Origin of the sequence: Krasilnikovia sp. M28-CT-15 (assembly GCF_047159595.1) — a bacterium.
In the GTDB taxonomy this organism is placed as follows: domain Bacteria; phylum Actinomycetota; class Actinomycetes; order Mycobacteriales; family Micromonosporaceae; genus Actinoplanes.
Window position 1 is genome coordinate 2617647 of record NZ_BAAGAK010000001.1, and the last position, 23716, is coordinate 2641362.

A 23716-nucleotide genomic window follows, 5' to 3' on the forward strand; every position below is an offset into this window, starting at 1 on the left:
CGTCGCGCGACGGCCGCCGACAGCGCGTCATCCCAGCGAGGGCGTTGCGGGTACGCCCGGGGTGGTAGGCGCTGCGTCCGCTATCGCATGAGAAAACCTGATTCCTACCTGATGAGCTGGTTGCGGCGATTACGGTTCCGGCATCGATGACTGAGTGACGTATGCCGGGAGGTTGTGCGGATGCTGCCCGTGGTCCGGTTCGGCGGGCGACTGGTCGCGCTGATGGTGGCGATGACGGCGGCACTTCCACCCGCGGTAGCCCTGCGCCCGCCTCGCGCCGAGGCGGCTCCGGCCGGAACGTGGAACGGCTCGCGGGCCGAACTGTTCCTCGTGGACGTCGTCACCCCCACGATCGCACCGGGCGGCGGCGCCCGGCCGGTCACCGCGACCCTGGTCAACCACGGCCCCAGCAACGCGACCAACATCCGGTTCCGCTACACCGTGCCCAGCGGCCTGACCTACCGGGGCGCCAGCGTGGGGGCGGGCACCTGCACCTACAGCGCCCCCACGGTGAGCTGCACGGTCGCGAGCCTGGCCGACGGGGCGACGGTGCCCGTGTCGGTGAACGTGTCCGCGCCCGCCGGGACCACGGCCGGCGCCAAAGCCGGCGGGTTCAGCGCGGTCACCGCGGACCAGTTCACGCCCGCTGGCGGAAACCTGCTGCTGCGGGTACGAAACCCGCACTGGATTGGCACCGACGAGGGCAGCCCGATCTCTCCGCTGTGGCCGCCGTCCGATCCGTACACGGCGCCGCCTCCGCCGTGCCGGGACTACACCGACGCCCACGGCGTGTTCCAGCCGTGCTCCGCGACCGTCACCACCACGCAGGTGCTGACCGGTACCGCCAACCACCATTGTTGGGGGAGCAGCACGAACTGCATCCGCACGTGGGAGATCGCGGGCACCTACCGCGCCCCAGAGAGCGGCAACGTCAGCCTGTGCATGACCTACGCCGACGACGGCGCCTACGTGAACTGGTCCGACGGCTACGATCCGGCGACCAGGAGCGGACCGAGTGGCGCATACCACGTCGTCGCCGAGACGCCGTCCTTCCGTTCGACCTGGCACACCGGCGGGTGGCCGGTCACCGCAGGGCAGGCGTACCGCTTCAGCATCCGGATCGTCAACCGCGACCGGGCTTCGATCGGGTCCACTCTGGGCGGGGGCGGATTCGCCAGCGTCGGCTTCTCCGCGGTGAACGGCGCGCCGGGCAGCTGTACGTACGCGAACTTCGCCCCGCCGCAGCCCGCGAACGTGACCGTGTCGGCGACCGCGGCCGGCCTGACCCTGTCCAAGGAACTGGCCGTACCGCGGGCCGCGGACACCGACCAGTTCACGGTGCAGATCCGCGACGGTGGCGGGGTGGTCAACCGGACCTCGGCCAGCACCACGGCCGGATCGGGCAGCACGGTCACGCCCGGGACCGGCACGACCGGGTCGACCGACGTGACGCCGGGCGCCACGTACCGGCTGACCGAGGCGGGTGCGGGCACCACCGACATGTCCCGGTACGACACGTCGATCTCGTGCACCAACTCCCACGCTGGTTCACCGACGGCGTTGCCGGCCGGCCCGGTCGATCTCGGCGCGCCACCGGCCGTCACCCCCGCCGCTGGGGACGCGATCACCTGCGTCCTGTCCGACACGCTGCGCCCCAGATTCACCATCGCGGCCACCACCGCGATCCTGGACGGGACCTTCGGCTACACCGTCAGCGGTGGACCGACCCCGGCCCACCCGTCGATCACCACCTCGGGGCACACCGGCACGCTCACCCTGGACGGCACCCAGGCCGGCCAGCAGGTCGACGTCGCCGCCGATCCGGTCGCCGGCTGGCGGTTGAGCAGCAGCGCCTGCACCAACGCGAAGAACGGCACGACCGTCGAGCTGCCCTACACGCTGCACGCCGCGGACGACATCGTCTGCACCTTCGTCAACCGGCCGATCGCGGCCGTGTACCAGCCGTGCCCGGTCACGAACCTGGTCCGCAACGGCACCTTCGGTCCCGGCCTCGGCTCGTGGAGCGCCACCGGCGCGTGGACGGCCACCGGCGGCCGGGCCGTCGACACCGACCCGGCCGCGACGTTCGGCACCGACCAGCTCAGCCAGACCGTGAGCGCGGTGACCCCGGACGCGGGCCTCGCGGTCGACGTCATCCCGGCCGACGGCATCAACGGAAACGGCGGTAACCAGGCCGCCCTGCAGATCGTGTACGACGGGACCGTCTACGCCACGATCACGACGACCGCGGCCGCAGCCGGGTTCGGCGGAAACGCGACGGTCGCCGCGGCGAACGGTGCCACGGTGTCCCCGGCGGCCATCCCCATGGCGGGCGGTGGCACGGTCACCCTCCAGCTTCCCGGTGGGGTGCCCCGCACCGGCGACCTGCGATTCCAGATGGCCGTGATCGGCGCCGGTGACACGGTCGGCGCGGCGGACAGCTTCGGACTGGACAACGTCCAACTGCACGCGGCGGCGATCTGCCTGCAGGTCGAATCGGTCGGCGGCCACGACACGTTCGCGTTCACCGCCTCCAACATCGACACCGATCCGGCGACTGCGGGCACCGAGCCCGACTTCACCGTGACGACGACCGCGGGCAGTAACCCGGCCACGGCCAACCCGGACTTCACCGTCCCCCCGCAGTTGTCGATCCTCGCCCCGGGCACGGACGTCACACTGGCGCAGACCGGTCCCGGGGGCTGGCGACCCGACACGATCACCTGCCAGAACGCGGTGACCGGTGCGACCGTCCCGGCCTCCATCGCCGCGGGCACCGTCACGGTCGCCGGAGCGTCGATCGCCGGGCAGACCATCGTGAACTGCTACCTGACCGAGGAACTGCTCAAGCCCACGGTCACACTTGTCACCACGACCATCTCCCGGGATGCGACATTCGGGTACACCGTGACCGGCGGACCGACCCCGGCCACCCCGACGATCACGACATCCCAGCAGGCCGGCGCGCGCACCCTGGACGACACCCGGGTCGGTCAGGTGCTCGGCATCACCGCGGACGCGGTCTCCGGCTGGCGGGTCACCACCCAGTTCTGCGTGAACGCCCGCACCGGCGCGACGGTCACACTGCCGTACACCTTGCAGGCCGCGGACGACGTCGTGTGCACCTTCTCCAACCGGCCGGTCGCACCGCCCGGCCAGCCGTGCCCGGTCACGAACCTGATCCGCAACGACGCGTTTTCCAGCGGGCTCACCGCGTGGGACCACACCGGCTCCTGGACGGTGACCGGTGGGCGGGCGACGAACCCGGACCCGGCGGCGACGTTCTCGACGGACCGGCTGACGCAGACCATCAGCGGGGTCGCCCCGCGCGGGGCGATCGCCGTCGATCTGGTGCCGCGCGACGTCGGCGAGGGCGACCAGGCCGAGTTGGAGATCACCTTCGGCGGCACGCGCTACGCCACGGTCACGACCTCACCCGCCGGGGCCGTCGGCGGCAACGCCACGGTCACCGAGGCCAACGGTGCCACGGTGTCCGACCTCGAGATCCCGATGAACCAGTCCCGGACCCTGGTCGTCTACCTGCCACCGGCAGGGGTACCCAAGTCCGGCGACCTGGAGTTCCGGACCGAGGTCACCAGCACCGGCGCCGCCAGCGCGGACACCTTCCTGCTCGACGAGGCACGGGTACTCACCACCGCGATCTGCCTGCAGGTGGAGTCACACGGCGGCGTGAGCACGTTCCGATACACCACCGGCAACATCGACACCGACCCGTCGGTCGCGGCGGACGTGCCCGTCTTCACCGTGACCACCGCCGCCGGCCAGAATCCCGCCACGGTCAACCCCGACTTCACGGCCACGGGAACCCAGCTGCTCGTACCCACTCCCGACCTGGACGTCGCCTTCACCCAGACCGGCCCGGCCGGCTGGCAGTTCACGCAACTGAGGTGCAAGGACGCCTTCACCCAGACGCCCGTGCCGGTCACCTTCAGCGGTCCCACGGCCAGCATCGCCGGTGCCGGGGTCAGCGCGTACACCATCGTCAACTGCCGCATCACCGACCAGACACACCGGTACGCCGTGACGAAGACCGCGGACCGGACCACGGCACTGCCGGGAGAACCGGTCACCTTCACGGTGACGATCACCAACACCGGCGCCACCGCGTACCCCGACGCGTCCTTCCGCGACGATCTGTCCGGTGTGCTCGATGACGCCACCCTCGTGTCGGTCCGTGCCACGACCGGGGCGACGCTGCGTCGCACGCCGTATCTCACCTGGAACGGCGACCTGGGCGTGGGTGCCAAGGCGGTCGTCAGGTACACGCTGCGGGTCAAGGACGCCGACACGGGCGACCGCCGTCTGGACAATTCCGTGACCGTCGAGGCACCCGGCGCGCACTGCGTGACCCGGGGAGGCAGCTGCCGTTCCGTGATCGCGGTGGCCGCCGGGAGGCCGGGCACCACCACCACCGACGGGATGCCGACCACCGGCCCTGCGACGGCACCCGCCGGGTACCTGGCTGCCGCGATGATCATTCTGGGGTTGTTCGTCCGCCGCATCGCCCGGCGGCGGACCGACCACTGAGCCGGTACGCCCGGCGTCACAGCGTGACCGACGTTCCGGCCCGGCCGTCCGCATAGGAGGGCCGGGCCTGCGGTGGGTGCCGGTTCCAGCGCCTTTGGCGGATGATTCCGGCCCCGCGCACCCGGGATCGTGCGGGACACGGTCATCGGCGGCGCATCTGCCTGCAAACCGAGTGCGTGGAGTAGGTAGCGGGGGCGCGTCCGGCCCCGCCGATTCGTCGCCCCGCACTCGTCCCGCTCCCCACGGCACGTTCACCGCTCGCCAGTGGTCGGCCGCGGCTGGCGACGTTGCGCCTGCTTCGGACGTGCATCCCTCACCCGGCCTGCGCGCGCTGGACTGACTCCCGGGTCGCCGTTCGGCTGGGCGTTGGCGCCGGTCCGGAGTGTTCGCCGGGCCGAAAGTATGAGTCGCAACCGTTAGGGAACCTTCCGTGACCCGGGGGTGCACCGGGCGGCCCTGAATCTTCTTCATGTGACCGGCCGACGTGGGCCGGGCCAACCGGGGGAGATTCGTTTTGGGGCGCAAGGTTCGCAAGGTCGTGACCCTGCTCGGTGCGATGCTGGCCGGGACCACCGCGGTGGTCGGTGCTGCTGGTGGCGTGCAGGCCGCACCCGCCGCGTCGGCGAAGCCGGCGGCCGGGACCCAGAACTGCGTCACCGATGACCTGCTCGTCCCGTCCTGCGGGGTGCTGTGGGGTGCCGCCGCGGGTGGGTTCACCTCCGCGCCCCGCGATGCGGAGCTGAAGAAGTGGGAGAAGTTGTCCGGCCGGACCGCGTCGATCTTCCACACCTACCACAAGGGCGACGAGGTCTTCCCCACCAAGTCCGAGATCGCGATGACCTCCGATGCGGCGAACCCGCGGGTCCTGCTGGTCAACTGGAAGGTCGCCTACGGCTCCACCTGGGCCAAGGTCGCCAAGGGCGAGCAGGACAAGCGGATCGACGCGTTCGCCAAGCGGATCAAGAGCAGTTACCCGGACAAGAAGTTCTACCTGGTGCTCAACCACGAGCCGGAGAACGACGTGATCGCCAGGAAGGGCTCCGGCTGGGAGGCCAAGGACTTCCGGAACATGTACCGCCATGTCATCCAGCGTCTCGACACGCAGGGTGTGGACAACGCGGTCAACGTGATGGCGTACATGGGTAACGAGAAGTGGATGGCGCAGTCCTGGTGGTCCGACCTGTACCCCGGCGACGACGTCGTCGACTGGATCGGCCTGGACTCCTACGTGTCCGCGGAGAAGGGCTACTACCACTACGGCCAGTTCGCTGACCTGCTCGACCGCAAAGCCTCCAACGGCAAGGGTCTGGGCTGGTACGACTGGGCCACCACCCAGCACCCCAGCAAGCCGATCATGATCGCGGAGTGGGGCGTGTACCACCGCATCGGCCAGCCCACCGACAAGACCGCCGGCTACAACTCCGTGCTGCCGGAACTGGCCAAGCGGCCCGGGATCAAGGCCATCGTGTACTTCGACACCAAGCACGACGACGAGGGCAACCGCGACATCAGCATCGACAGCACCAAGAAGAACCTCGCCGCCTTCCGCACCCTGGCCGCCAACCCCATCTTCAACGTGAAGATCGCCTGACCCACCACCACACAGCAACCCCACGAGCCGCCCGGCGACACAACCGGGCGGCTCGTGCGATGTGGTGCCGCCCGCGACCCGGAAGCCAACCGGGGCGGCCCCGCCGCCCCGTGACATCGCGGCGCCCGTCGTTGTCGCGCCCGGTGTAGTTGCGCCGTCCGGGCGGTCGCCCGGGCGGTCGCGCCGCCTCGTGCTCTCGCGCCGCCTCCGGCTTTCGCGCCGCCCGTGCAGTCGCACCGCCGCAAAGGCGGGGCTGGCTCGCCGTGGCCGCCTGTGATCGTGGCTGGGTGGCCGTCTGGGTGGGTGTTTGAGGGCCGGTTTGTGGGGGTGGCTGGCTGAAAGTATGAGCTGCAACCGGTAGGCAACTCGCGCGGACCCGGGTGCACACCGTACGACCCCGAATCTTCTTCATGTGACCGGCTGACACGGGCTGGGCCAGATGACCGGGGGAGATGGACTGTGGGTCGCAAGACGGTGCGCAAGGTTGTGACGACGGTGGGTGTGCTGCTGGCTTCCGCGGGTGCTTCGGTGGCCGCCCTGTCGGTGAGCACGGCGCCGGCGCAGGCTGCCGGGGTGGCGCCGGTGACGTTGCAGTCGCAGCTGGTGTCGTTGACCAACAGCACCCGGGTCCGGGCGGGGTGTAAGCCGATCCGGGTGGACGCCCGTCTGCTGGCCGCGTCGCGGGGGCACAGCGCGTACCAGGCGCGGACCCGGAAGATGTCGCACATCGGGGCGAACGGGTCGACGTTCGTGACCCGGGCCCGCGCGGCCGGGTACGCGTACCCGCAGAGTGAGAACGTGGCGTACGGCTACGCGACCGCGTCGGCGACGATGAGGGCGTGGATGGCCAGCCCCGGTCACCGGGCGAACATTGTGAACTGCAAGGCGAAGTCGATGGCCGTGGGTGTGGTGTACGCCAGCAACGGCGTCCCGTACTACACCCAGATGTTCGGCTGGACCTGATCCCCAACCCCACCCACCAAACCGAACAGTGAGGCCGGCACGCGACAGCGTGCCGGCCTCACTGTTACCCGGAGCTCCGGACCGGCGCTCAGCGGTGCGTGGTGAATGCGGACGCGCGGCGGCTAGAACTGGTGCCGGACGCCGAACGGGGCCAGCGCCGCGTCCCACCCGCTGAACAGGTTCGTCATTCCGTGGACGGTGCGGAACCCGGCCCCGGGCGGCACCTGGACCGGCGTCTGCTGGCCGACCGCGAGCCCTTCGGGGCGCGAGGTGAACACGAGGAAACCCCCCTTGCGGTGCCCGTCGAGGTCGGTGACCTCGGTGAGCTGGCAGGACCAGCGCAGCCCCGCACTGCCGATGACGACGAGCTGGTCGCGGGTGAGCACCAGCAGGGCGATCTGCTGCCCCGTCCCGCTCCTGAGATAGCCCAGGTCCCGGCCGTACCGCGTGCCGGGGGCGCCACGGTTGAACGCGCGCACGTCGGGCAGCACCGCGATCGGGCCGACCGTGACGTACTGGGCGTCGGCCGGAACGAGGGCGGCCACCGTGCCGGACCTGGCGAGGTCCGGCACGGTGGCCATCTCACCGAAGAAGCGTTTCAGCGACTCGGTGAACTTCACGGTTCCTCATTACTTGGGGCTGATCGGCAGCCCGGTCGGCGTCGGGCCGGTACGAACGGTGCGTGCCGCCAGACTATTCGCGGCCACCCCCGTGCCGAGGGTGAACGTGTACGACGGCGAGGTGCCGGTTCCGGTCTGGTCCAGGATGACCGTGCCGTTGCGGCGCACGGTCAGGTGCCAGTCCAGCGGCGCACCGCAGGTCGACCAGGTGTTGACCCAGACGGTGTAGGTGCCCGCGGGCGCCCCGCCGGTCGGCCAGAAGACGTTCTCGACCGGGTTGTCGTCGTCCGCGATGCCGTTGCACCCGGCGTTCGCGTCGTGGTCGAGCTGGCCACCACTGGCCGCGGTGCTGTGCGCGTAGTAGATGTGTTCGCTCGCGGGGTCGAGCATGTGCAGGTCGAGGTCTGCGGCCCCGGACCAGCGCAGGGTGACCTGGATGTCGCCGCCGCCCAGGGACGTCCGGGGCAGCACCCGGATGCGTACGGTCGCGGTCGCCACGTTGCCGGCCGCGTCCTTGAAGTCGACCAGCACCGGGTAGTCACCCACCGCGGCCTGCGGAGTTCCGGTGATGGTCCCGTCGGCGGCCAGGGTCAGCCCCGCCGGCAGCGCGGCGTTGATGTCCGTCCAGGTCCCGGCGCGTGCGTCGGCGGTGGTGAGGGCGGCGTTGTACGACGTGCCGATGGTGGCGTCCGGCAGCCGGTACGAGGTGATCTCCGGCTCCTGCGAGAACACCGGCCCCTCGGACAGCACACAGCCCGACCACTTCCAGATGCTGAGCTGGGCGGAGAACGCGTCCGCCTCCCAGCGGGCCACGATGGCGTCGAGGAAGACGCCGACGGCCAGTTTCGCGTAGACCTCCGCCTCCACGCACACGTTGGGCGCGGTGGTGGCCTTGATCGTGCCGGAGATGCCCAGCTGGACCTTCGCCTGCAGTCCGGCCCGGTCGAGCAGGCCGAGCTGGACGGAGACGCCGCCGGTCACGTCGGCCTGGAACGTCAGCTCGCCGCTCTGCTTCGACTCGACGCTGCGCGAGGTCCGGCTGTACGAGGGCTTCGACCCGAGCACGGCGTGCACCGCGAACGTGGTCCGGGTCCGGTCCACGATGCTCCAGGTCCCCTTGCCGGAGATCTTGAACTCGAAGGACGGCCCGAACGACAGCGTCGCACCCGACGTGCCGAGCGGGATGATCTTGCGCTGCGCGTTCGCCCAGGCCGCCTTGATCTTGCAGGTCGCGGCGGCGGACACCGTGATCTTGCCGGTGGTCTGCAGCTCGGCGGTGAAGGCGCCGTCGTAGCTGGGCTTGCGCCACAGCGAGCCCATCCGGAAGTGCTGGTCGACATCGACGTCGGTCACGGTCGAGGTCAGATCGGCGCCGAAGGAGATGTTCGTGCCGTCGGAGCCCTGACAGGACAACGCGTTCGGCCCGCTGATCGAGAACTCGAACGCCTTGCCGACATCGACCCCCTGGGTGCTGACCGCACCGGCCGGCCGCGGCAGCGACCCGGAGTAGTCGAGGGCGAGCGAGTCCACGGCCTTCTCGAGGTCGGTGGGCTGGACCGTGATCCGTACGGTCTCGTCGAGCTGGTCGACGACCTCGGAGACGGTGCCGACCAGGCCGCTCGGGAACGCGGCGCTGCCCGGCCGCAGCAGGAACTGCTGGCCCACAGTCGGCGCCGCGGCGCCCCGGGGCAGGCCGACCTGCCAGGGGCCGGCCACGCCGGTCTCGGCGTTGTAGCCGCCCGTCACCCAGTCGACGGTCGTGGCGACGAGGGTGCCGGCGTTCGCCTGGATCTGCAGCGCGGACTGCTCCGCGGGCTTGACGTAGGTGAATGCGGGTCCCTTGCCGCGGGTGCTGCCGAACTTGGTCGTGATGGTGACGGGGGTCGCGCCCAGCACGCCGATCGGCGTGCGCACCACGATGCTGCCGGTCTTGCGCGCGAGGATGGTGGCCGCCTGCGTACCGAAGGTCACCCGGGTGGCGGTGTCGAGGTCGCGGCCGATCAGCGTGACCCGCGTCCCGCCGGTGTAGTTACCGCTGGCCGGGGACATCCGCGAGAGGGCCGGCGCACCGACGAACCGGTACCGGGCCCGCGTGCTCAGCTTCGACCAGCCGGCCGCGGTCCGCACCTGGACGGAATAGGTCCCGGCGCGCACCCCCCGAGGCGTGCGGACCGTGACCGCGGTCGCGCCGGACCTGGCGACGACGACTCCCGACCACTTTCCGAAGCGAACGGCTTTGACCCCGCGGAGGTTCTTGCCGCGGAGCACGATCCTGGTCGGTTGCAGCGGCCCGAGCCCCGCGCCGACCTTGGTGATCACTGGCCGCTTCGCTGCGGCCTGGGCGGCTCCCGCGAAGCCCGGGGCCACGAGCCCGAGCGACACCAGCAGAGCCAGAAGAAGAATCCGTACGCGTCTCGACATTGACCAGTCCAACCTTGTCCGGGGGAACGCGATCACGCTGCGGCGACAGGCGTGCAAGGAAGGACACTAAGAGTGATCTCGACTGGGATCTCTCGTGCAAACAGGGCGTAAGCCGCACCGGCGGGCGGTCGGTGATCCACCGGACGGCCACACCTGGGTGCGGCGCACACAACGGGTGGTCGTTCCCGTGTCCCGCGCGACGGATGTGCCCAGAGTGAATACGCTCCGTATTCGATTCCGCCACCGGACCGGACCCATGCGGAATTTCTCAGCCCCACCCTCTTGACTGCTCAGGGTATTCGAGGTTCCGAGGTCGTAACTCTGAGTTGTGATGCCCTCCGTGACCTTCCGAAGTCCGCGAGGGTCTCAGCCGAGGCGGCGCACCCGCAGCGACTCGGCGACCGACCAGGCCTGGAACGGGCATCCGGTGGCGGCATGCGGCGCGTCGCCGTCGGCGGTCTCCGAGACCGAGCCGAGGCCGTACTCGCCGAGGTGGCCGTCGGCGTCGGACAGGGTCTGCTCGGCCGAGACGCCCAGCCGCCGCCACGCGGCCACGTACGGACCGGTCAGCCACGGCCAGACCGTCCCGGTGTGGTACGCGGTGTCCCGTTCCTCGGGGCTGCCGCGGTGCAGTCCCCGATATCCCGGCTCGGTGGCGGCCATGCTGCGCGGACCCAGCGGGGTCATCAGGGCCCGCCCGATCGCCTGCAGCGGAGCCGGTTCCGGCCGCAGCGGAGCGTACGGCAACGACCAGGCCAGCAGCTGGTTCGGGCGCAGCGTGGCGTCGTCGCCGGCCGGGCCGTCGACCACGTCGAAGAGCAGCCCGCCGGGGGCCGGGAAGCGGCGGGAGAACCCGGCCAGGGCCGCCGGGTGGGCGCGGTCGGCCGCCCCGGCGTGCGTGTGGGCCTGCCAGGCCAGCTTGATCACGGTGGCCAGCCCGTTGACCCAGAGCGCGTTCACCTCGACCGGCTTGCCCACGCGCGGGGTCACCGGCACGCCGTCCACCCGCGCGTCCATCCAGGTGAGCGCCTCGCCCGGGACGCCCTGGGTGAGCAGCCCGTCGGCGGGGTCCGCGCGGATGCCGTACCGGGTGCCGGTCAGGTGGGCGTCGACGACGCCGCGCAGGGCGGGCAGCAGTTCGGCCGCGAGGTCGGTGTCCCCGGTGGCGGCCACGTGCCGGCCGACCGCGTGCAGGAACCACAGCGTGCCGTCCACGGTGTTGTACTCGACCGTGCCGGTGTCCGCGGTGTTGGCCAGCATGCCCTGCGAGAGCGTGGCGGCATGGCCGCGCAGCAGTTCCCGGCCCACATCGGCGCGGCCCGTGCTGAGGAACAGCCCCTCGTACGACAGCATCGTGTCCCGCGACCAGGCGCCGAACCACGGATACCCGGCCACCACGTCCGGCCCGTCCGGCGTGTGCACCACGAACGCGTCCGCGGCCAGCGCGAGCGTCGCCTGCGACTCGTCGGCGGGGGCCGCCGCGGCCACCACGGCCCGGCTGCGTTCCCGGGCGGCGGCCACCACGATCGCGGCCGGTGGCGGCACCTCGGCGAGGTCACCGGCCCACGCGGACACCTCCGTGGTGTCGCCGGGACGGCGCAGTTCGGCGTGGCACGCGCCCGCGTACCAGAGGTCCTCGGTGGGGGTGAAGCCGCGCGCGGCCTCCTCGCGGTAGTGCACCCCGCGGTACCATTGCCCAGCGGCCCGGAAGTCCGGGCCGCGCAGCCGGAACGCGTCGGAGACGACGCACCCGCCCTCGGCCTCGGCGACCACCGGCGGTGGCCCGTCGGCGGCGGTCCGACCCGCGTGCCCGTCACGCCACGTGACCAGGGCTTCCAGGCGTAGGCTGACCGGGCCGCCGGTGAGCAGGCGGTGCACCACCCCCAGGCTGGGGCTGCCGTGGGACATGGCCAGTTCCCGTTCGAGCACCACGTCGCCGATCCGCCACCGCCACCGGGGTACGCCGTCGACCAGGTCGAACCCGGCCATCAGCTCGTGGCCGCGCGGCGCGATCGCCCCGTCGGCCCATTCGTGGGTGCCCAGCCGCACCAGGGCACCGGAGGGCATGGTGATCACCGCGTCCAGGGCGGCCAGGCCCAGCCGGCGACTGGCGATCGGGCGTCCGGCGACCATGAGCAGGCCGTGGTAGCGCCGGGTACGCAGCCCGCCGACCGTGCCCATGGCATAGCCGCCGCAGCCGTCAGGTACCAGCCATTCGCGGACCGAGGACTCCTCGATGCGCCCGCAGACCTGCGGGCCGAAGGCGATGGGCCGCACCCGGGCACCCTCCTCGACTTGAACGGGGCGTGTCCCTCGCCCGTAACACATGCCGGTAACAATCACAGTGTGGTCGACCGGGGTTCATGATCGAACCATGGGGGTGAGCAACGGCGTGGCGGAACGGGTACGGCTGGCGCAGGCGGACGCGGGGGAGCAACCGTGGCGGGCATGGGGCCCGTACCTGGCCGAGCGCGCCTGGGGCACGGTCCGGGAGGACTACAGCGAGCACGGCACGGCGTGGGACTACTTCCCGCACGACCACGCCCGCTCCCGGACATACCGGTGGAACGAGGACGGGATGGCCGGGGTCTGTGACGACCGGCAGACGTTCTGCTTCGCCCTGGCGCTGTGGAACGAGCGCGACCCCATCCTCAAGGAGCGGATGTTCGGCCTCGGCGGCGACGGCGGCAACCACGGCGAGGACGCCAAGGAGTACTGGTGGTACCAGGACTCCACCCCCACCCACTCGTGGATGCGGTGGCGCTACCACTACCCGCAGGCCGCGTTCCCGTACGACGACCTGGTCCGGGTCAACGGCCAGCGCACCCGGGACGAGTCCGAGTACGAGCTGGTCGACACCGGCATCTTCGACGACGACCGGTTCTGGGCGGTCACGGTCGACTACGCGAAGGCCACCCCGACCGACATGTGCATCGTCGTCACGGTCGACAACCGCGGCCCCGAAACGGCCACCCTGCACGTGCTGCCGTCGCTGTGGTTTCGCAACACCTGGTCGTGGGGGGCGGCGAACCGGCCCGTACCGCAGATCGAGGGCCGTCCCGGGCGGCTGCTCGGCACCCACCGCAGCCTGGGGTGCATCACCCTCGACGCCGAGGACGAGCCACCCGCCCTGCTGTGCGACAACGAGACCAACGCGCAACGGCTGTGGGGCCTGCCCGGCACCACCCTGTACCCGAAGGACGGCATCAACGACCACATCGTCGCCGGGGCTCCGACGGTCAACCCGGAGGGGACGGGCACCAAGGGTGCGCTGCACTACGTACTCACCCTGGGGCCGGGGGAGACGCGGCGGATCCGGCTGCGCCTGACCCAGAGCGACGAGCCGCCGCCCGCGGACCTGGGGGCGGGGTTCGACGAGGTGCTGCGCATCCGCGCGGACGAGGCGGACGAGTTCTTCGCGGGCCTGATCCCCGCCGCCGCCTCCGCCGAGGAGGTCGCGGTGGCCCGGCAGGCGATCGCCGGGCTGATGTGGGGTAAGCAGTTCTACCACCTCGACGTCAAGCAGTGGCTGCGCGGCGACCCGGCCACCGCGCCACCACCGCCGGGCCGCAAGTACGGGCGCAACCACGCCTGGTGGCACATGAACTCCTTCGACGTCATCTCCATGCCGGACCCGTGGGAGTACCCCTGGTACGCCGCCTGGGACCTGGCGTTCCACTGCGTCACCATCGCCCGCGTCGACCCCGGCTTCGCCAAGAGCCAGCTCCTGCTGTTGCTGCGCGAGTGGTACATGCACCCCAACGGGCAGATCCCCGCGTACGAGTGGGCGTTCTCCGACGTGAACCCGCCCGTGCACGCGTGGGCGGCGCTGCGGGTGTTCGAGATCGACGGCGGGAAGGACTTCGACTTCCTCGCCAAGGTGATGCACAAGCTGCTGCTGAACTTCACGTGGTGGGTCAACCGCAAGGACGTCGGCGGCAACAACGTGTTCGAGGGCGGCTTCCTGGGCCTCGACAACGTCGGCCCGTTCGACCGGTCCGCCGCGCTGCCGGTGGCCGGGGTGCTGGAGCAGTCCGACGGCACCGGCTGGATGGCCATGTACGCGCTCAACCTGCTGGACATGGCGATCCGGCTGGCGCTGCACGACCAGGCGTACACGGACATGGCCACGAAGTTCTTCGAGCATTTCGCGTACATCGCGGAGGCGGCGTACCGGCAGGGGCTGTGGAACGACGAGGACTGCTTCTTCTACGACGTGCTGCGCCTGCCCGACGGGCACAAACTGCCGTTGAAGGTGCGTTCGATCGTCGGGCTGCTGCCGCTGGCGGCCACCACCCGGCTCACCGCCTCCACGCTCAACCGGCTGCCCGCGCTGGGCGCGCGGCTGCGCTGGATGCAGAGCAGCCAGGCCGAGTACGGCGACATCATCAGCGCCCGCCGGATCGGCGCGGACGGGCGCCAGCAGCGGCTGCTGTCCATGGTGGGCCAGGACCAGCTGCTGCGGATCCTGGCGCGGATGCTCGACCCGGAGGAGTTCCTGTCGGCGTACGGGCTGCGCACCCTGTCGCGGGCACACCTGGAGAAGCCGTTCACGGTGTCGCTGGGTGGCTCCGACTTCACCGTCGGGTACGAGCCGGCCGAGAGCACCAGCGGGCTGTTCGGCGGCAACTCCAACTGGCGCGGTCCGGTGTGGATGCCGGTGAACTACCTGCTCGTCGAGGCGCTGCGGGAGTTCGCCGAGTTCTACGGCGACGACCTGAAGGTCGAGTACCCGACCGGTTCCGGGGTCCAGGTCACGCTGGCCGAGGTCGCCGACGACGTGTCGCGCCGCCTGGTGTCGCTGTTCGTCCCGGACTCGTGGGGCCGCCGCCCCCTGTACGGCGCCAACGAGATGTTCCAGAACCATCCGGACTGGAAGGACCTCGTCGTCTTCCCGGAGTACTTCCACGGCGACAACGGGGCCGGGCTCGGCGCGTGGCACCAGACCGGATGGACCGCGCTGGTCGTGGACCTGATCCTCACCCTGCACCGCTAGGGGGCATGAGAGCCCCGCTCAGGCGGCCACCTGATCACGCCCGTTGCGTTTGGCGTGGTAGAGGTAGGCGTCGGCGGTGTCGAGGAGTTCGTGGGCGGGCATGCCGGGCCGGTGGACCGCGACGCCGACGCTGACGCTGACCCGCAGCCCCGGCGCGACGTCGCCGTAGACGGTGCAGGCGATGGTGGTGCGGATGCGTTCGGCGACGTGGCGCGCGCCGTCGGCGTCCGTACGCAGGAAGACGACGAACTCGTCGCCCGCGTAGCGGATGGCGATGTCGTCGGCGCGGCAGTTCGCCCGCAGCGCCCCGGCGATCTCGCACAGGACGCGGTCGCCGACGCTGTGCGAATAGGTGTCGTTGATGGCCTTGAACTTGTCCACGTCGATGAAGAGCAGCACGGCCGGCTCGGGAAAGAGGCCGGCGTCGAGGTCGGCCATCAGCTGGTCGAAGCGGCGGCGGTTGCCCAGTCCGGTGAGCGGGTCGTGCAGCAGGGCAGCTTCGGCTGCCCGGCGGGCCTGCTCCTGCTCCTCGCGCTGGCGGGCCTGACGCAGCATGGCGACGCGTTGCAGGCGCAGCTGCCACAGTTGCCGGGCCTGCATCTCGATCATGTTGCGCAGGTCGCGGCTGGCGTGCTCGCCGATCTCGTCGACGGCGAGGCTGGCCAGTTCGTGACCGACGATGAGTCGTTCGCTCGGGGAGCCGGTGACCCGCAGCAGCTCGGCGGCGGCGGTGAACTCGCGGCGGGCGGCGGCCACGTCGCCCTGGCCGCGCAGCGCGATACCCAGGGCCATGTGGGCGGGCCACGCCGTGTGCGGGTCGTCGTCACTGCGGAGCCGCTCCACGACACCGGCGGCGAGCTGCTGCGCCCGCTGCGGGTCGCCGGACTTCGCCAGCGCCAGGGAATACAGCGCGATGAACGGCCCGGCCGTGTCCCGGCTCTCGCAGGCCGTACACCAGCGCTGGAAGATGTCGGCGGCCGTGCGCAGCCGGGGGAGGGCATCGGCGTGCTTGCCGAGTTGATCGAGGCGCATCCCCCACTGCAACAGTGTCTCGGCGTAGATCAGGTCGTGGTTGGCGGTCGTCTCGGTCCGGCCCTCCGACGCCCACCATTGCGACAGCTGCTGGTAGGTGGCCTGCGCGGTCTCGAACAGTTCCATGCTGGTGGCCGCGCAGATCGCCGACGACAGGGCCGCCACGTACCGGTCGTTGCGGATGGTGGTGCGCTCCAGCAGCAGTCCGGCCCTGGCGAGCTTGCGCATGGCCTCGTCGACCCGGTTCGCGCGCAGGTTGAGGTCGGACAGGTCGGCCAGGGACTTGGCGATGGCGACCACGTTGCCGCTGCGTTCGTTGTCCGCCAGCAGCCGCTCACCGACGGCGATCGCCTCCGGGATGCGACCCAGATACAGGTACGCGTACATGCGGCCCTGCCGCAGGAACCCGACGGTCTTCGTGTCGCCGAACGCGCTGGCGTACGACTCGAAGACCTCCAGGGCGTCCAGCGCCTCCGCCGCCCGGCCGCTCTGGGCCATCAGGTGAATCTGCTCGGCCAGGCCGTCCAGGGGACCGTAGGCGGACACGGGCACCGGCAGCCGCGCGTCATCCGCCCCGTGCACCACACCCGCCTCCGAAACCTCGTCGCGGCACCGATCGCGCCTGCGGCACCCCTGACCTGTCCTTCGACCCGGTGCCGTCGCTTCTGAGGTGATCGACGACGATGAGGTCCGGGCCGGCCACCAGCCGGACCATGATCGCCTTGGAGACCTGACGAGGAGCACCGTGCCGCCCGTTGATCCCCCGCCCGGACAGCACTCCGACCAGGTCCGCGACCACTGGTGGTGGCGGCCGGGCTGGCGCGCCGGGCGCCGTGGCTACGCCTTCCACGTCACCTTCGAGGGGCAGCGTGCGCTGCACGCCCTGGCCGACGTTCATCGCAGGGCCCTGAGCGGCCTGGAGACCGTGACCCTCATTCCGGACCGGTGGCTGCACCTCACCATGCAGACCGTCGGCTTCACCGACGCGGTGCCCGGGCCCGATGTCAGCCGGGTCGCGCGCCGCGCCGCCGAGCTGCTGGCGGACCTCGGGCCGTGCGATGTCGAGTTCGGCACCGCGACCGTCACGCGGGAGGCCGTCGTGATGTTCGCGGAACCGGCCGGGGCGGTGCGGCGCCTGCATCGGGCCACCCGCAGCGCCATCGCCGACGTGCTCGGCGCGGACCGGCTGGTGGGGGATCCGTCGCGGTTCCGGCCCCACGTCAGCATCGCGTACCTCACCGCCGACGGCAGCGCGCAGCCCTACATCGCGGCGCTGGCCGAGGTCGCACCGGATCCGGTGCGGGTGCACATCGACCACGTGGACCTCATCGAGATGCACCGGGACAACCGGATGTACGAGTGGCGCGTCGTGGACACGCTGGCGCTGGGACGAGGAGGTACGCCGTGACCACGCTCGGCGGTGGGTCAGCCGACGGCCAGTGACAGCCCGAGGGCCAGCATGATCGCGGCGATGGTCCCGTCCACGATCCGCCACGCCGCCGGGCGGGCCAGCATGGGCGCGAGGCGCCGGGCGCCGAGCCCCAGCGCGGTGAACCACACCAGGCTCGCCGTCGCGGCCCCCGCGCCGAACGCCCACCGGTGCGGGTCCCGGTGGGCGACCGTGCCGAGCAGCACCACCGTGTCGAGGTAGACGTGCGGGTTGAGGAACGTGAACGCCAGGCAGGCCAGCAGCGTCGCGCGCAACGGGGCGGGCGGGCGGTCGAGCGGGGCGAGCGCGGCGGGTCGCAGGGCGCGGCGGGCCGCCAGGACCGCGTACGTGAGCAGGAACGCGGCGCCGCCCCACCGCACCGCGGTCAGGACGGCCGGGGTGTCCGCCACGGCCGCGCCGAGCCCGGCGATGCCGGCGGTCATCAGCGTCGCGTCGGCGGCCACGCAGATCGCCACGATCGGCAGCACGTGTTCGCGGCGCAACCCCTGGCGCAGCACGAACGCGTTCTGCGCGCCGATGGCGACGATCAGCGCGAGGGAGAAGCCGAAGCCGGTCAGTACGGAACCCACGTCCGGTAACGCTAGGGCCGCCCTGCTCTGCACTCCAGCTAAAGATTCTTCAGTACCGTTAGAATCGCTTATGGCACTCGACCCGGTGCAGCTCGCGACGTTCCAGGCGGTCATCGAGCACGGCAGCTTCGACGCCGCGGCGCGGGCCCTGCATGTCACCCCGTCCGCGGTCAGCCAGCGCATCAAGGCGCTGGAGCAGGTCGTCGGGCAGGTGCTCGTGCGCCGGGCCCGGCCGTGCGTGCCGACCGCCGCCGGGAGTCCTCTGGTGCGCCTCGGCGGCCAGGTGGCGCTGCTGGAACAGGAGGCCCTGGAAAGCGCCCGCGGTGCCCTCAGCGGCCGGGCGCACACCCGGCTGGCCGTCGTCGTCAACGCCGACTCGCTGGCCGGATGGTTCCTGCCCGCCCTGGCCACCCTGCCCGAGGTGGTCTTCGAGCTGCACACCGACGACGAGGCGCACACCGCCGAGCTGCTGCGCGCGGGGACCGTGATGGCCGCCGTCACCACCGAACGGGTCGCCGTGCAGGGATGCCGGGTGCAACGGCTCGGAGCGATGCGCTACCTCCCGGTGGCTGCGCCCGCCACGTACGAGACGTGGTTCGCCGGACGGGATCCGGCGGCGGCGTTCGCGACCGCGCCGATGGTCCGCTTCAACCGCAAGGACACACTGCAGCACCGCTTCGCGCGTACCCTCACCCGGCGCGAGATCGACCCGCCGACCCACTTCGTGCCCGCGTCGGCCAGCTTCACCGAGGCGATCCGGCTCGGTCTCGGCTGGGGCCTCGTACCCGAGGAGACCGCCCGTGCCGACGTCGCCGCGGGCCGCCTGGTCGAGCTGGTCGATGGGCACCACCTCGACGTGCCGTTGTACTGGCAGTACTGGCGGGTGGAGTCGACTGCGCTGTCGGCGCTGACCGCGGCGGTCCGGGCGGCCGCCGCCACCGCGCTGCGCTAGCCGCGTCGGGCCCGAGGAGGAATCGCCGGACCTGCGGCGATCCCGGCGCACCGCATGCAGCCGCCTGGTGACCGAACGGTCCCTGGTCGACTGCCGGCGCGGGCGGCACAATCGCGCCGTGATGCTTGCCCTGTTCATGACGCTGTCCATGCTGGTGCCGGGTGCCACCGTGGTGCCCCCCGGGTCGACCGCGTCCACTCCCGCGAGCCGACGAGCGGTCTCGGCCCCGCATGCCCCGGCTGCGGCGGGACCGGTGACCGCCGCCCAGGGCCGGGTGCACGCCGCCCGCAAGACCGTCGCGCTCACGTTCGACGACGGTCCGCACCCCCGGTACACCCCGCAGGTGCTCAACCTGCTGCGCAAGTACCACGTGAAGGCCACGTTCTGCATCGTCGGCGACAACGCCGCCCGGTACCCGAAGCTCGTACGCCGGATCCGGGCCGAGGGCCACCGGCTGTGCAACCACACCCGCAGCCACGCCAACATGGCCCGGCTGTCGAATTCGGCCGCGCGCAGGCAGATCACGAAGGCACAGCAGCAGATCCGGGCCGCCGCCGGCGTGAGCCCGACGGTGTTCCGCTTCCCGTACGGGTCGTCCAGCGCCCGGGTCCGCGCCATCGTCCGAAGCTGCGGGCTGCGCAATCTGGGCTGGACCGTCGACACCCGGGATTGGGAACGCCCGTCGGCGCGCACCATCACCGCGCGGGTGCTGCGTGGCGCGCGGCCCGGTGCGGTGGTGTTGATGCACGACGGCGGCGGCAACCGCAGCCACACCGTCGCCTCGCTCGACTCCACCATCCGCCAGCTCCAGCGCAAGGGCTATACGTTCGTCCTCGGATAGCCCGCCTCACTTGGCGATCAGGAGCAGTACGGCGCGGCCGTGCAGTACGTACGTGGTGCCCTGGCCGCCGAGGGCGACCTCCGAGCCCGGGCTGGCGACCTGGTCGGGTCCCTCAGCCCACGTCGACGTGTCGGTGACCCGGTACCAGGATTGCCCGGCGGGCGGCGCGGGGAGCGTGAACGTCACGTCGCCCGACCAGCCGTTGTATCCCACGTAGACGGCGGTGGCGGTGTCGCCCAGTTCGGCGCCGTCGTAGCGCCACGCGAGTGCGTGGTTGCCGCTGCCGCTCCAGTACGCGGAGTCCGGTGTCGTCCCGCCGGGGGTGAACCAGTCGAGCTGTCCCAGACCGTTGCCGTTGCCGTCTCCGGACGAGTAGAAGGTCAGCGGCCGTAGCGCGGCATGCGCCTTCCGGAAGGCGATCATCCGCTGGGTGTACGTCCGGAAGCTCGTCTGCTCGGCAGTCGGCGACCAGGTCAACCAGTTCGCCGAGCTGTCCACGTTGTACGGATTGTTGTTGCAGTTGATGCTGCGCAGCGTCTCGTCGCCGCCGGTGATGAGCGGCGTCCCGCCGGAGAGCATGAGGAACGCCAGCCCGTTGCGTGCCGCCTTGCGCTGGTCGACGGCGATGTTGCCCTGGTCCCAGGACCTGTTGTCGTCGCTGCCGCCGTCGGACGGCCCGTACGGCCAGGGTTGGTTGTTGTTCTTGCCGTTGCAGCTGTAGAGGTCCTTCAGCGTGAAACCGTCGTGCACGACCATGATGTCGATGGAGTTCCACGGTTGGCGGCCGTCGTCGGCGTAAAGGTCCGACGAGCCGGCGAACCGGGTAGCGAGTTCGCCGGGGGTGACCGTGGCGACGCCCAGCTGGTTCTGGTCGGCCCGCAGCGTGTCGCGGAAGATGCCGTTCCATTCCGACCACCCGGACGGCAGGTTTCCGACCTGGTAGGTGCCGGACCCGATGGCCCACGGCTCGGCGATCCAGTCGACGCCGTTGCCGCCGCCGGCCGGGCGGGCGGGCATCTCGGCGGTGAGGCGGTTCAGCGCGGTCGCCGGGTTCGTCCGGCTGTAGCTGTAGCAGCCGTGCTGGCACGTGTTGCCGAGCACGGTGGCGAGGTCGAAGCGGAAGCCGTCGACGCCGAGGGTGTTCTTCCAGTACGCGACGGAGTCCACGATGAGGTTCTGTGCCGTCGGGTTGAACGTGTTGAAGGTGTGGTGCAGACCGGTCACGTCCATCTCGCCCTGGTGGTCGCTGGTCAGCGAGTAGTAGGTGGGATTGTCGAGGCCGCGCCAGGAGAAGAGCGGGTAGACCGTCTTGTCGGCGGGGTCGACCCGGCCGCCCTCGGCGGTGTGGTTGTAGACGACATCGGTGAAGACCTTGATCCCGGCGTCGTGGAAGGCCTTCACCATGGCCTTGAATTCGCGGGTCGGTCCGCCGGGCGTGCGGTCGGACGAGTAGCGCCGGTCCGGGGCGAAGAAGTTCAGGGTCTGGTAGCCCCAGTAGTTGTCGCCGCTCGTACTCGTGGGGTCTGTGTCGTTTCCGTCGTTCTGGGTCTCCTGGAGGGGGAGGAACTCGACAGCCGTGATGCCCAGCGAGGACAGGTAGCGGGCCTTGAGCGCGGCGCCCGCGTAGGTGCCCCGCACGCCCGCCGGGACACCGGGGTCGTTCCTGGTGAGGCCGCGCAGGTTCACCTCGTAGGTGATGTCGTCCTTGAACGCCCGGGTCGGTTTCGTGCCGGTGCTGGTGGAGTCGGCGGCGAGCACGATGCCTTTCGGCGCGATGGTGCCGGTGTCGGCGGCCCGCCGCAGCGATCCGGTGGCGTAGTCGGTGGCCGTCTGGTCGGGGATCGCCGTGTCGTGGCTGATCTCCCGCGCGTACGGGTCGAGCAACAGTTTGTTGGGATTGAAACGGTTTCCTGTGGCGTCGACGTCGGAGCCGAATCCGATCTGCGAACCCTTGGTCCAGGCCGGGTCGTACGGCCAGTTCGGGCCCCACGCGCGGTAGCCGTAGTAGACCGTGCCGGAGACGCCGGCGGCCCGCAGCGTGGCGACGCTGACCGTCGTCGACCAGACGTCGGTGGCGTCTTTGGTGAGCACATAGGACGCCTTTTCCTGCTGGCCGGTCGCGGCGGCGTAGACGGAGACGGCGATGCGGGTGGCGTGCGCGGAGTAGACCCGGAACGTGACGTTGGTGGCGGTGCCGTCGTAGCGTCCGCCGAGTTTCTGGGTGTCGATGCCGGCGTGTGCGGGCGTGGGGGGCAGGACGACCAGCCCGGCCAGCGCCAGCAACGCCGTGGACAGGGCGCAGAGCAGTCGCCGCATGGTGACTCCCGACTGTGAGGGGACGGCGCGGGGTGGGGGCTCTGCAAGCGCTTGAGAGATTACGAAAAAAGTTACAAGCATGTTTCAACAACGTCAATGGCTGCGGCGGCGCCACACCGGACGGTGGATGCGGTGGGCGCGACCACCGAAACGGCCTCCACGGCCATACACTCCCGGGATGGAGTACGGCGTCGGATACTTCCCCACCCACGACGGGATCGGCCCGGGCGTACTGGCCCGCCAGCTCGAGGAACGCGGCCAGGACGCGCTGTTCTTCGCGGAGCACACCCACATCCCGGCCAGCCGGCAGAGCCCGTGGAGCGGCGGAGCGGAGCTGCCCCGCAAGTACTGGCACTGCTACGACCTGTTCGTCGCACTGACCGCGGCCGCCGCGGCCACCACGCGGCTGCGGGTGGGCAGCGGGGTCTGCCTCGTGGTCGAACGTGACCCCATCACCACCGCCAAGGAGGTCGCCAGCGTCGACCATCTCTCCGGCGGGCGGCTGGAGTTCGGGGTCGGGGCGGGCTGGAACCGCGAGGAGATGGCCAACCACGGCACCGACCCCCGTACCCGGATGGCCCTGCTGGGTGAACGGGTCCAGGCCATGCAGGCGATCTGGACCCAGGACGAGGCCAGCTACGAAGGCCGGTTCGTCAACTTCGACCGGATCTGGTCGTGGCCCAAGCCCGCGCAGCAGCCGTACCCGCCGGTGCTGGTCGGCGGTGGTGGGCCGACCGTCCTCGATCGGGTGCTGTCCTGGGGGGACGGCTGGTTCCCGCAGTGGCACGACAAGGACCTGTTCGAACGCATCGCCGAGCTCCAGGCCCGCGCGGACCGGCCGATCGAGGTGCAGGTGCTCAGCGTGCCGCCCGACCCCAAGGCCCTCGAGCAGCTGGAACACGCGGGGGTCCGGCGGGCGTCGTGCTGGCTACCGTCCGGGCCGTGGAGCGTCGTCGAGGAAGCGCTGCACCGGTGGGAACAGGCGATCGCGGAACTCACGGGCCGGTGACCCCCGCCGAGCTGTTCGCCACCGCGCGGGTCGCCCGGCTCGCCACGGTCGACGACACCGGCGCACCGCATCTCGTGCCGATCGTCTTCGCCGTCGACGCCGACGTCATCCACAGCGCGGTCGACGACAAGCCGAAGCGGCACCGGCGGCTGCGCCGCCTCGCCAACATCGCGCACGAGCCGCGGGTCAGCGTGCTCGCCGACCACTACGACGACGACTGGACCCGGCTGTGGTGGGTCCGCGCCGACGGCACCGCCGCCGTGCTGCCGCACTCGGCCGACGGGCTGACCGCGCTCGCCGCCCGGTATCCGCAGTACGCGGCGACGCCCCCGGCGGGGCCGTTCCTGCGCATCGAGGTGCACCACTGGTCGTCCTGGTCTCCGGCCTGAGCGAGGCGCCGTCCGGTTG

15 protein-coding genes are annotated in these 23716 nt (G+C 71.1%); 9 read left to right on the forward strand and 6 right to left on the reverse strand.

Annotation, left to right across the window (positions count from 1 at the left end):
- Positions 1–180 precede the first annotated feature (180 nt).
- The 3 genes from ACMCNO_RS12375 (at position 181) to ACMCNO_RS12385 (ending at position 7102) form a co-directional block, all read left to right on the forward strand.
- The gene (locus ACMCNO_RS12375; RefSeq protein WP_412749551.1) at positions 181–4548 is read left to right on the forward strand and encodes a hypothetical protein; all 4368 of its coding nucleotides are present in this window, start codon (positions 181–183) and stop codon (positions 4546–4548) included.
- Positions 4549–5062: 514 nt separating this feature from the next.
- Entirely contained in the window at positions 5063–6139 is a 1077-nt protein-coding gene (locus tag ACMCNO_RS12380; protein WP_412749552.1) for a glycoside hydrolase family 26 protein, read from the forward strand.
- 459 nt (positions 6140–6598) lie between these two features.
- Positions 6599–7102, forward strand: coding sequence for a CAP domain-containing protein (locus tag ACMCNO_RS12385; RefSeq protein WP_412747879.1), 504 nt, complete (start codon positions 6599–6601; stop codon positions 7100–7102).
- Positions 7103–7224: 122 nt separating this feature from the next.
- Here the strand turns inward: ACMCNO_RS12385 and ACMCNO_RS12390 are convergent, their stop codons facing one another.
- The 3 genes from ACMCNO_RS12390 to ACMCNO_RS12400 form a co-directional block, all read right to left on the reverse strand.
- Positions 7225–7722 (reverse strand): hypothetical protein, encoded by a 498-nt coding sequence (locus ACMCNO_RS12390; RefSeq protein ID WP_412749553.1) that lies wholly within the window; start codon positions 7720–7722, stop codon positions 7225–7227.
- A gap of 9 nt (positions 7723–7731) precedes the next feature.
- Positions 7732–10143, reverse strand: a complete 2412-nt coding sequence (locus ACMCNO_RS12395) for an IPT/TIG domain-containing protein (protein WP_412749554.1) — start codon at positions 10141–10143, stop codon at positions 7732–7734.
- 366 nt (positions 10144–10509) lie between these two features.
- The gene (locus ACMCNO_RS12400; protein WP_412749555.1) at positions 10510–12420 is read right to left on the reverse strand and encodes an amylo-alpha-1,6-glucosidase; all 1911 of its coding nucleotides are present in this window, start codon (positions 12418–12420) and stop codon (positions 10510–10512) included.
- A gap of 97 nt (positions 12421–12517) precedes the next feature.
- On the opposite strand from ACMCNO_RS12400, the gene ACMCNO_RS12405 reads away from it, so the two are divergent.
- Entirely contained in the window at positions 12518–15139 is a 2622-nt protein-coding gene (locus tag ACMCNO_RS12405) for an MGH1-like glycoside hydrolase domain-containing protein (RefSeq protein WP_412749556.1), read from the forward strand.
- 18 nt (positions 15140–15157) lie between these two features.
- Here the strand turns inward: ACMCNO_RS12405 and ACMCNO_RS12410 are convergent, their stop codons facing one another.
- Entirely contained in the window at positions 15158–16753 is a 1596-nt protein-coding gene (locus tag ACMCNO_RS12410; RefSeq protein WP_412749557.1) for a diguanylate cyclase, read from the reverse strand.
- A gap of 163 nt (positions 16754–16916) precedes the next feature.
- Between ACMCNO_RS12410 and ACMCNO_RS12415 the strand changes: the two genes are divergently transcribed.
- Entirely contained in the window at positions 16917–17579 is a 663-nt protein-coding gene (locus ACMCNO_RS12415; RefSeq protein WP_412749558.1) for a 2'-5' RNA ligase family protein, read from the forward strand.
- A gap of 17 nt (positions 17580–17596) precedes the next feature.
- Here the strand turns inward: ACMCNO_RS12415 and ACMCNO_RS12420 are convergent, their stop codons facing one another.
- The gene (locus ACMCNO_RS12420) at positions 17597–18190 is read right to left on the reverse strand and encodes a LysE/ArgO family amino acid transporter (RefSeq protein WP_412749559.1); all 594 of its coding nucleotides are present in this window, start codon (positions 18188–18190) and stop codon (positions 17597–17599) included.
- A 70-nt stretch (positions 18191–18260) separates the two neighbouring features.
- Here ACMCNO_RS12420 and ACMCNO_RS12425 point away from each other — a divergent pair, with 70 nt between their 5' ends.
- Together ACMCNO_RS12425 and ACMCNO_RS12430 are read left to right on the forward strand one after the other, a co-directional pair.
- On the forward strand, positions 18261–19142 hold the full coding sequence (locus ACMCNO_RS12425) for a LysR family transcriptional regulator ArgP (protein ID WP_412749560.1): 882 nt from the start codon (positions 18261–18263) through the stop codon (positions 19140–19142).
- A gap of 121 nt (positions 19143–19263) precedes the next feature.
- Positions 19264–19983: a polysaccharide deacetylase family protein gene (locus ACMCNO_RS12430; RefSeq protein ID WP_412753685.1), complete on the forward strand. Its 720-nt coding sequence runs from the start codon at positions 19264–19266 to the stop codon at positions 19981–19983.
- 6 nt (positions 19984–19989) lie between these two features.
- Here the strand turns inward: ACMCNO_RS12430 and ACMCNO_RS12435 are convergent, their stop codons facing one another.
- Entirely contained in the window at positions 19990–22299 is a 2310-nt protein-coding gene (locus ACMCNO_RS12435; RefSeq protein ID WP_412749561.1) for an alpha-amylase family glycosyl hydrolase, read from the reverse strand.
- A gap of 178 nt (positions 22300–22477) precedes the next feature.
- On the opposite strand from ACMCNO_RS12435, the gene ACMCNO_RS12440 reads away from it, so the two are divergent.
- Together ACMCNO_RS12440 and ACMCNO_RS12445 are read left to right on the forward strand one after the other, a co-directional pair.
- Complete coding sequence (locus tag ACMCNO_RS12440; protein ID WP_412749562.1) at positions 22478–23308, forward strand: LLM class F420-dependent oxidoreductase; 831 nt, start codon at positions 22478–22480, stop codon at positions 23306–23308.
- Positions 23305–23697: a TIGR03668 family PPOX class F420-dependent oxidoreductase gene (locus ACMCNO_RS12445; protein ID WP_412749563.1), complete on the forward strand. Its 393-nt coding sequence runs from the start codon at positions 23305–23307 to the stop codon at positions 23695–23697. Before ACMCNO_RS12440 ends, ACMCNO_RS12445 begins: the two co-directional genes overlap by 4 nt.
- Positions 23698–23716 lie beyond the last annotated feature (19 nt).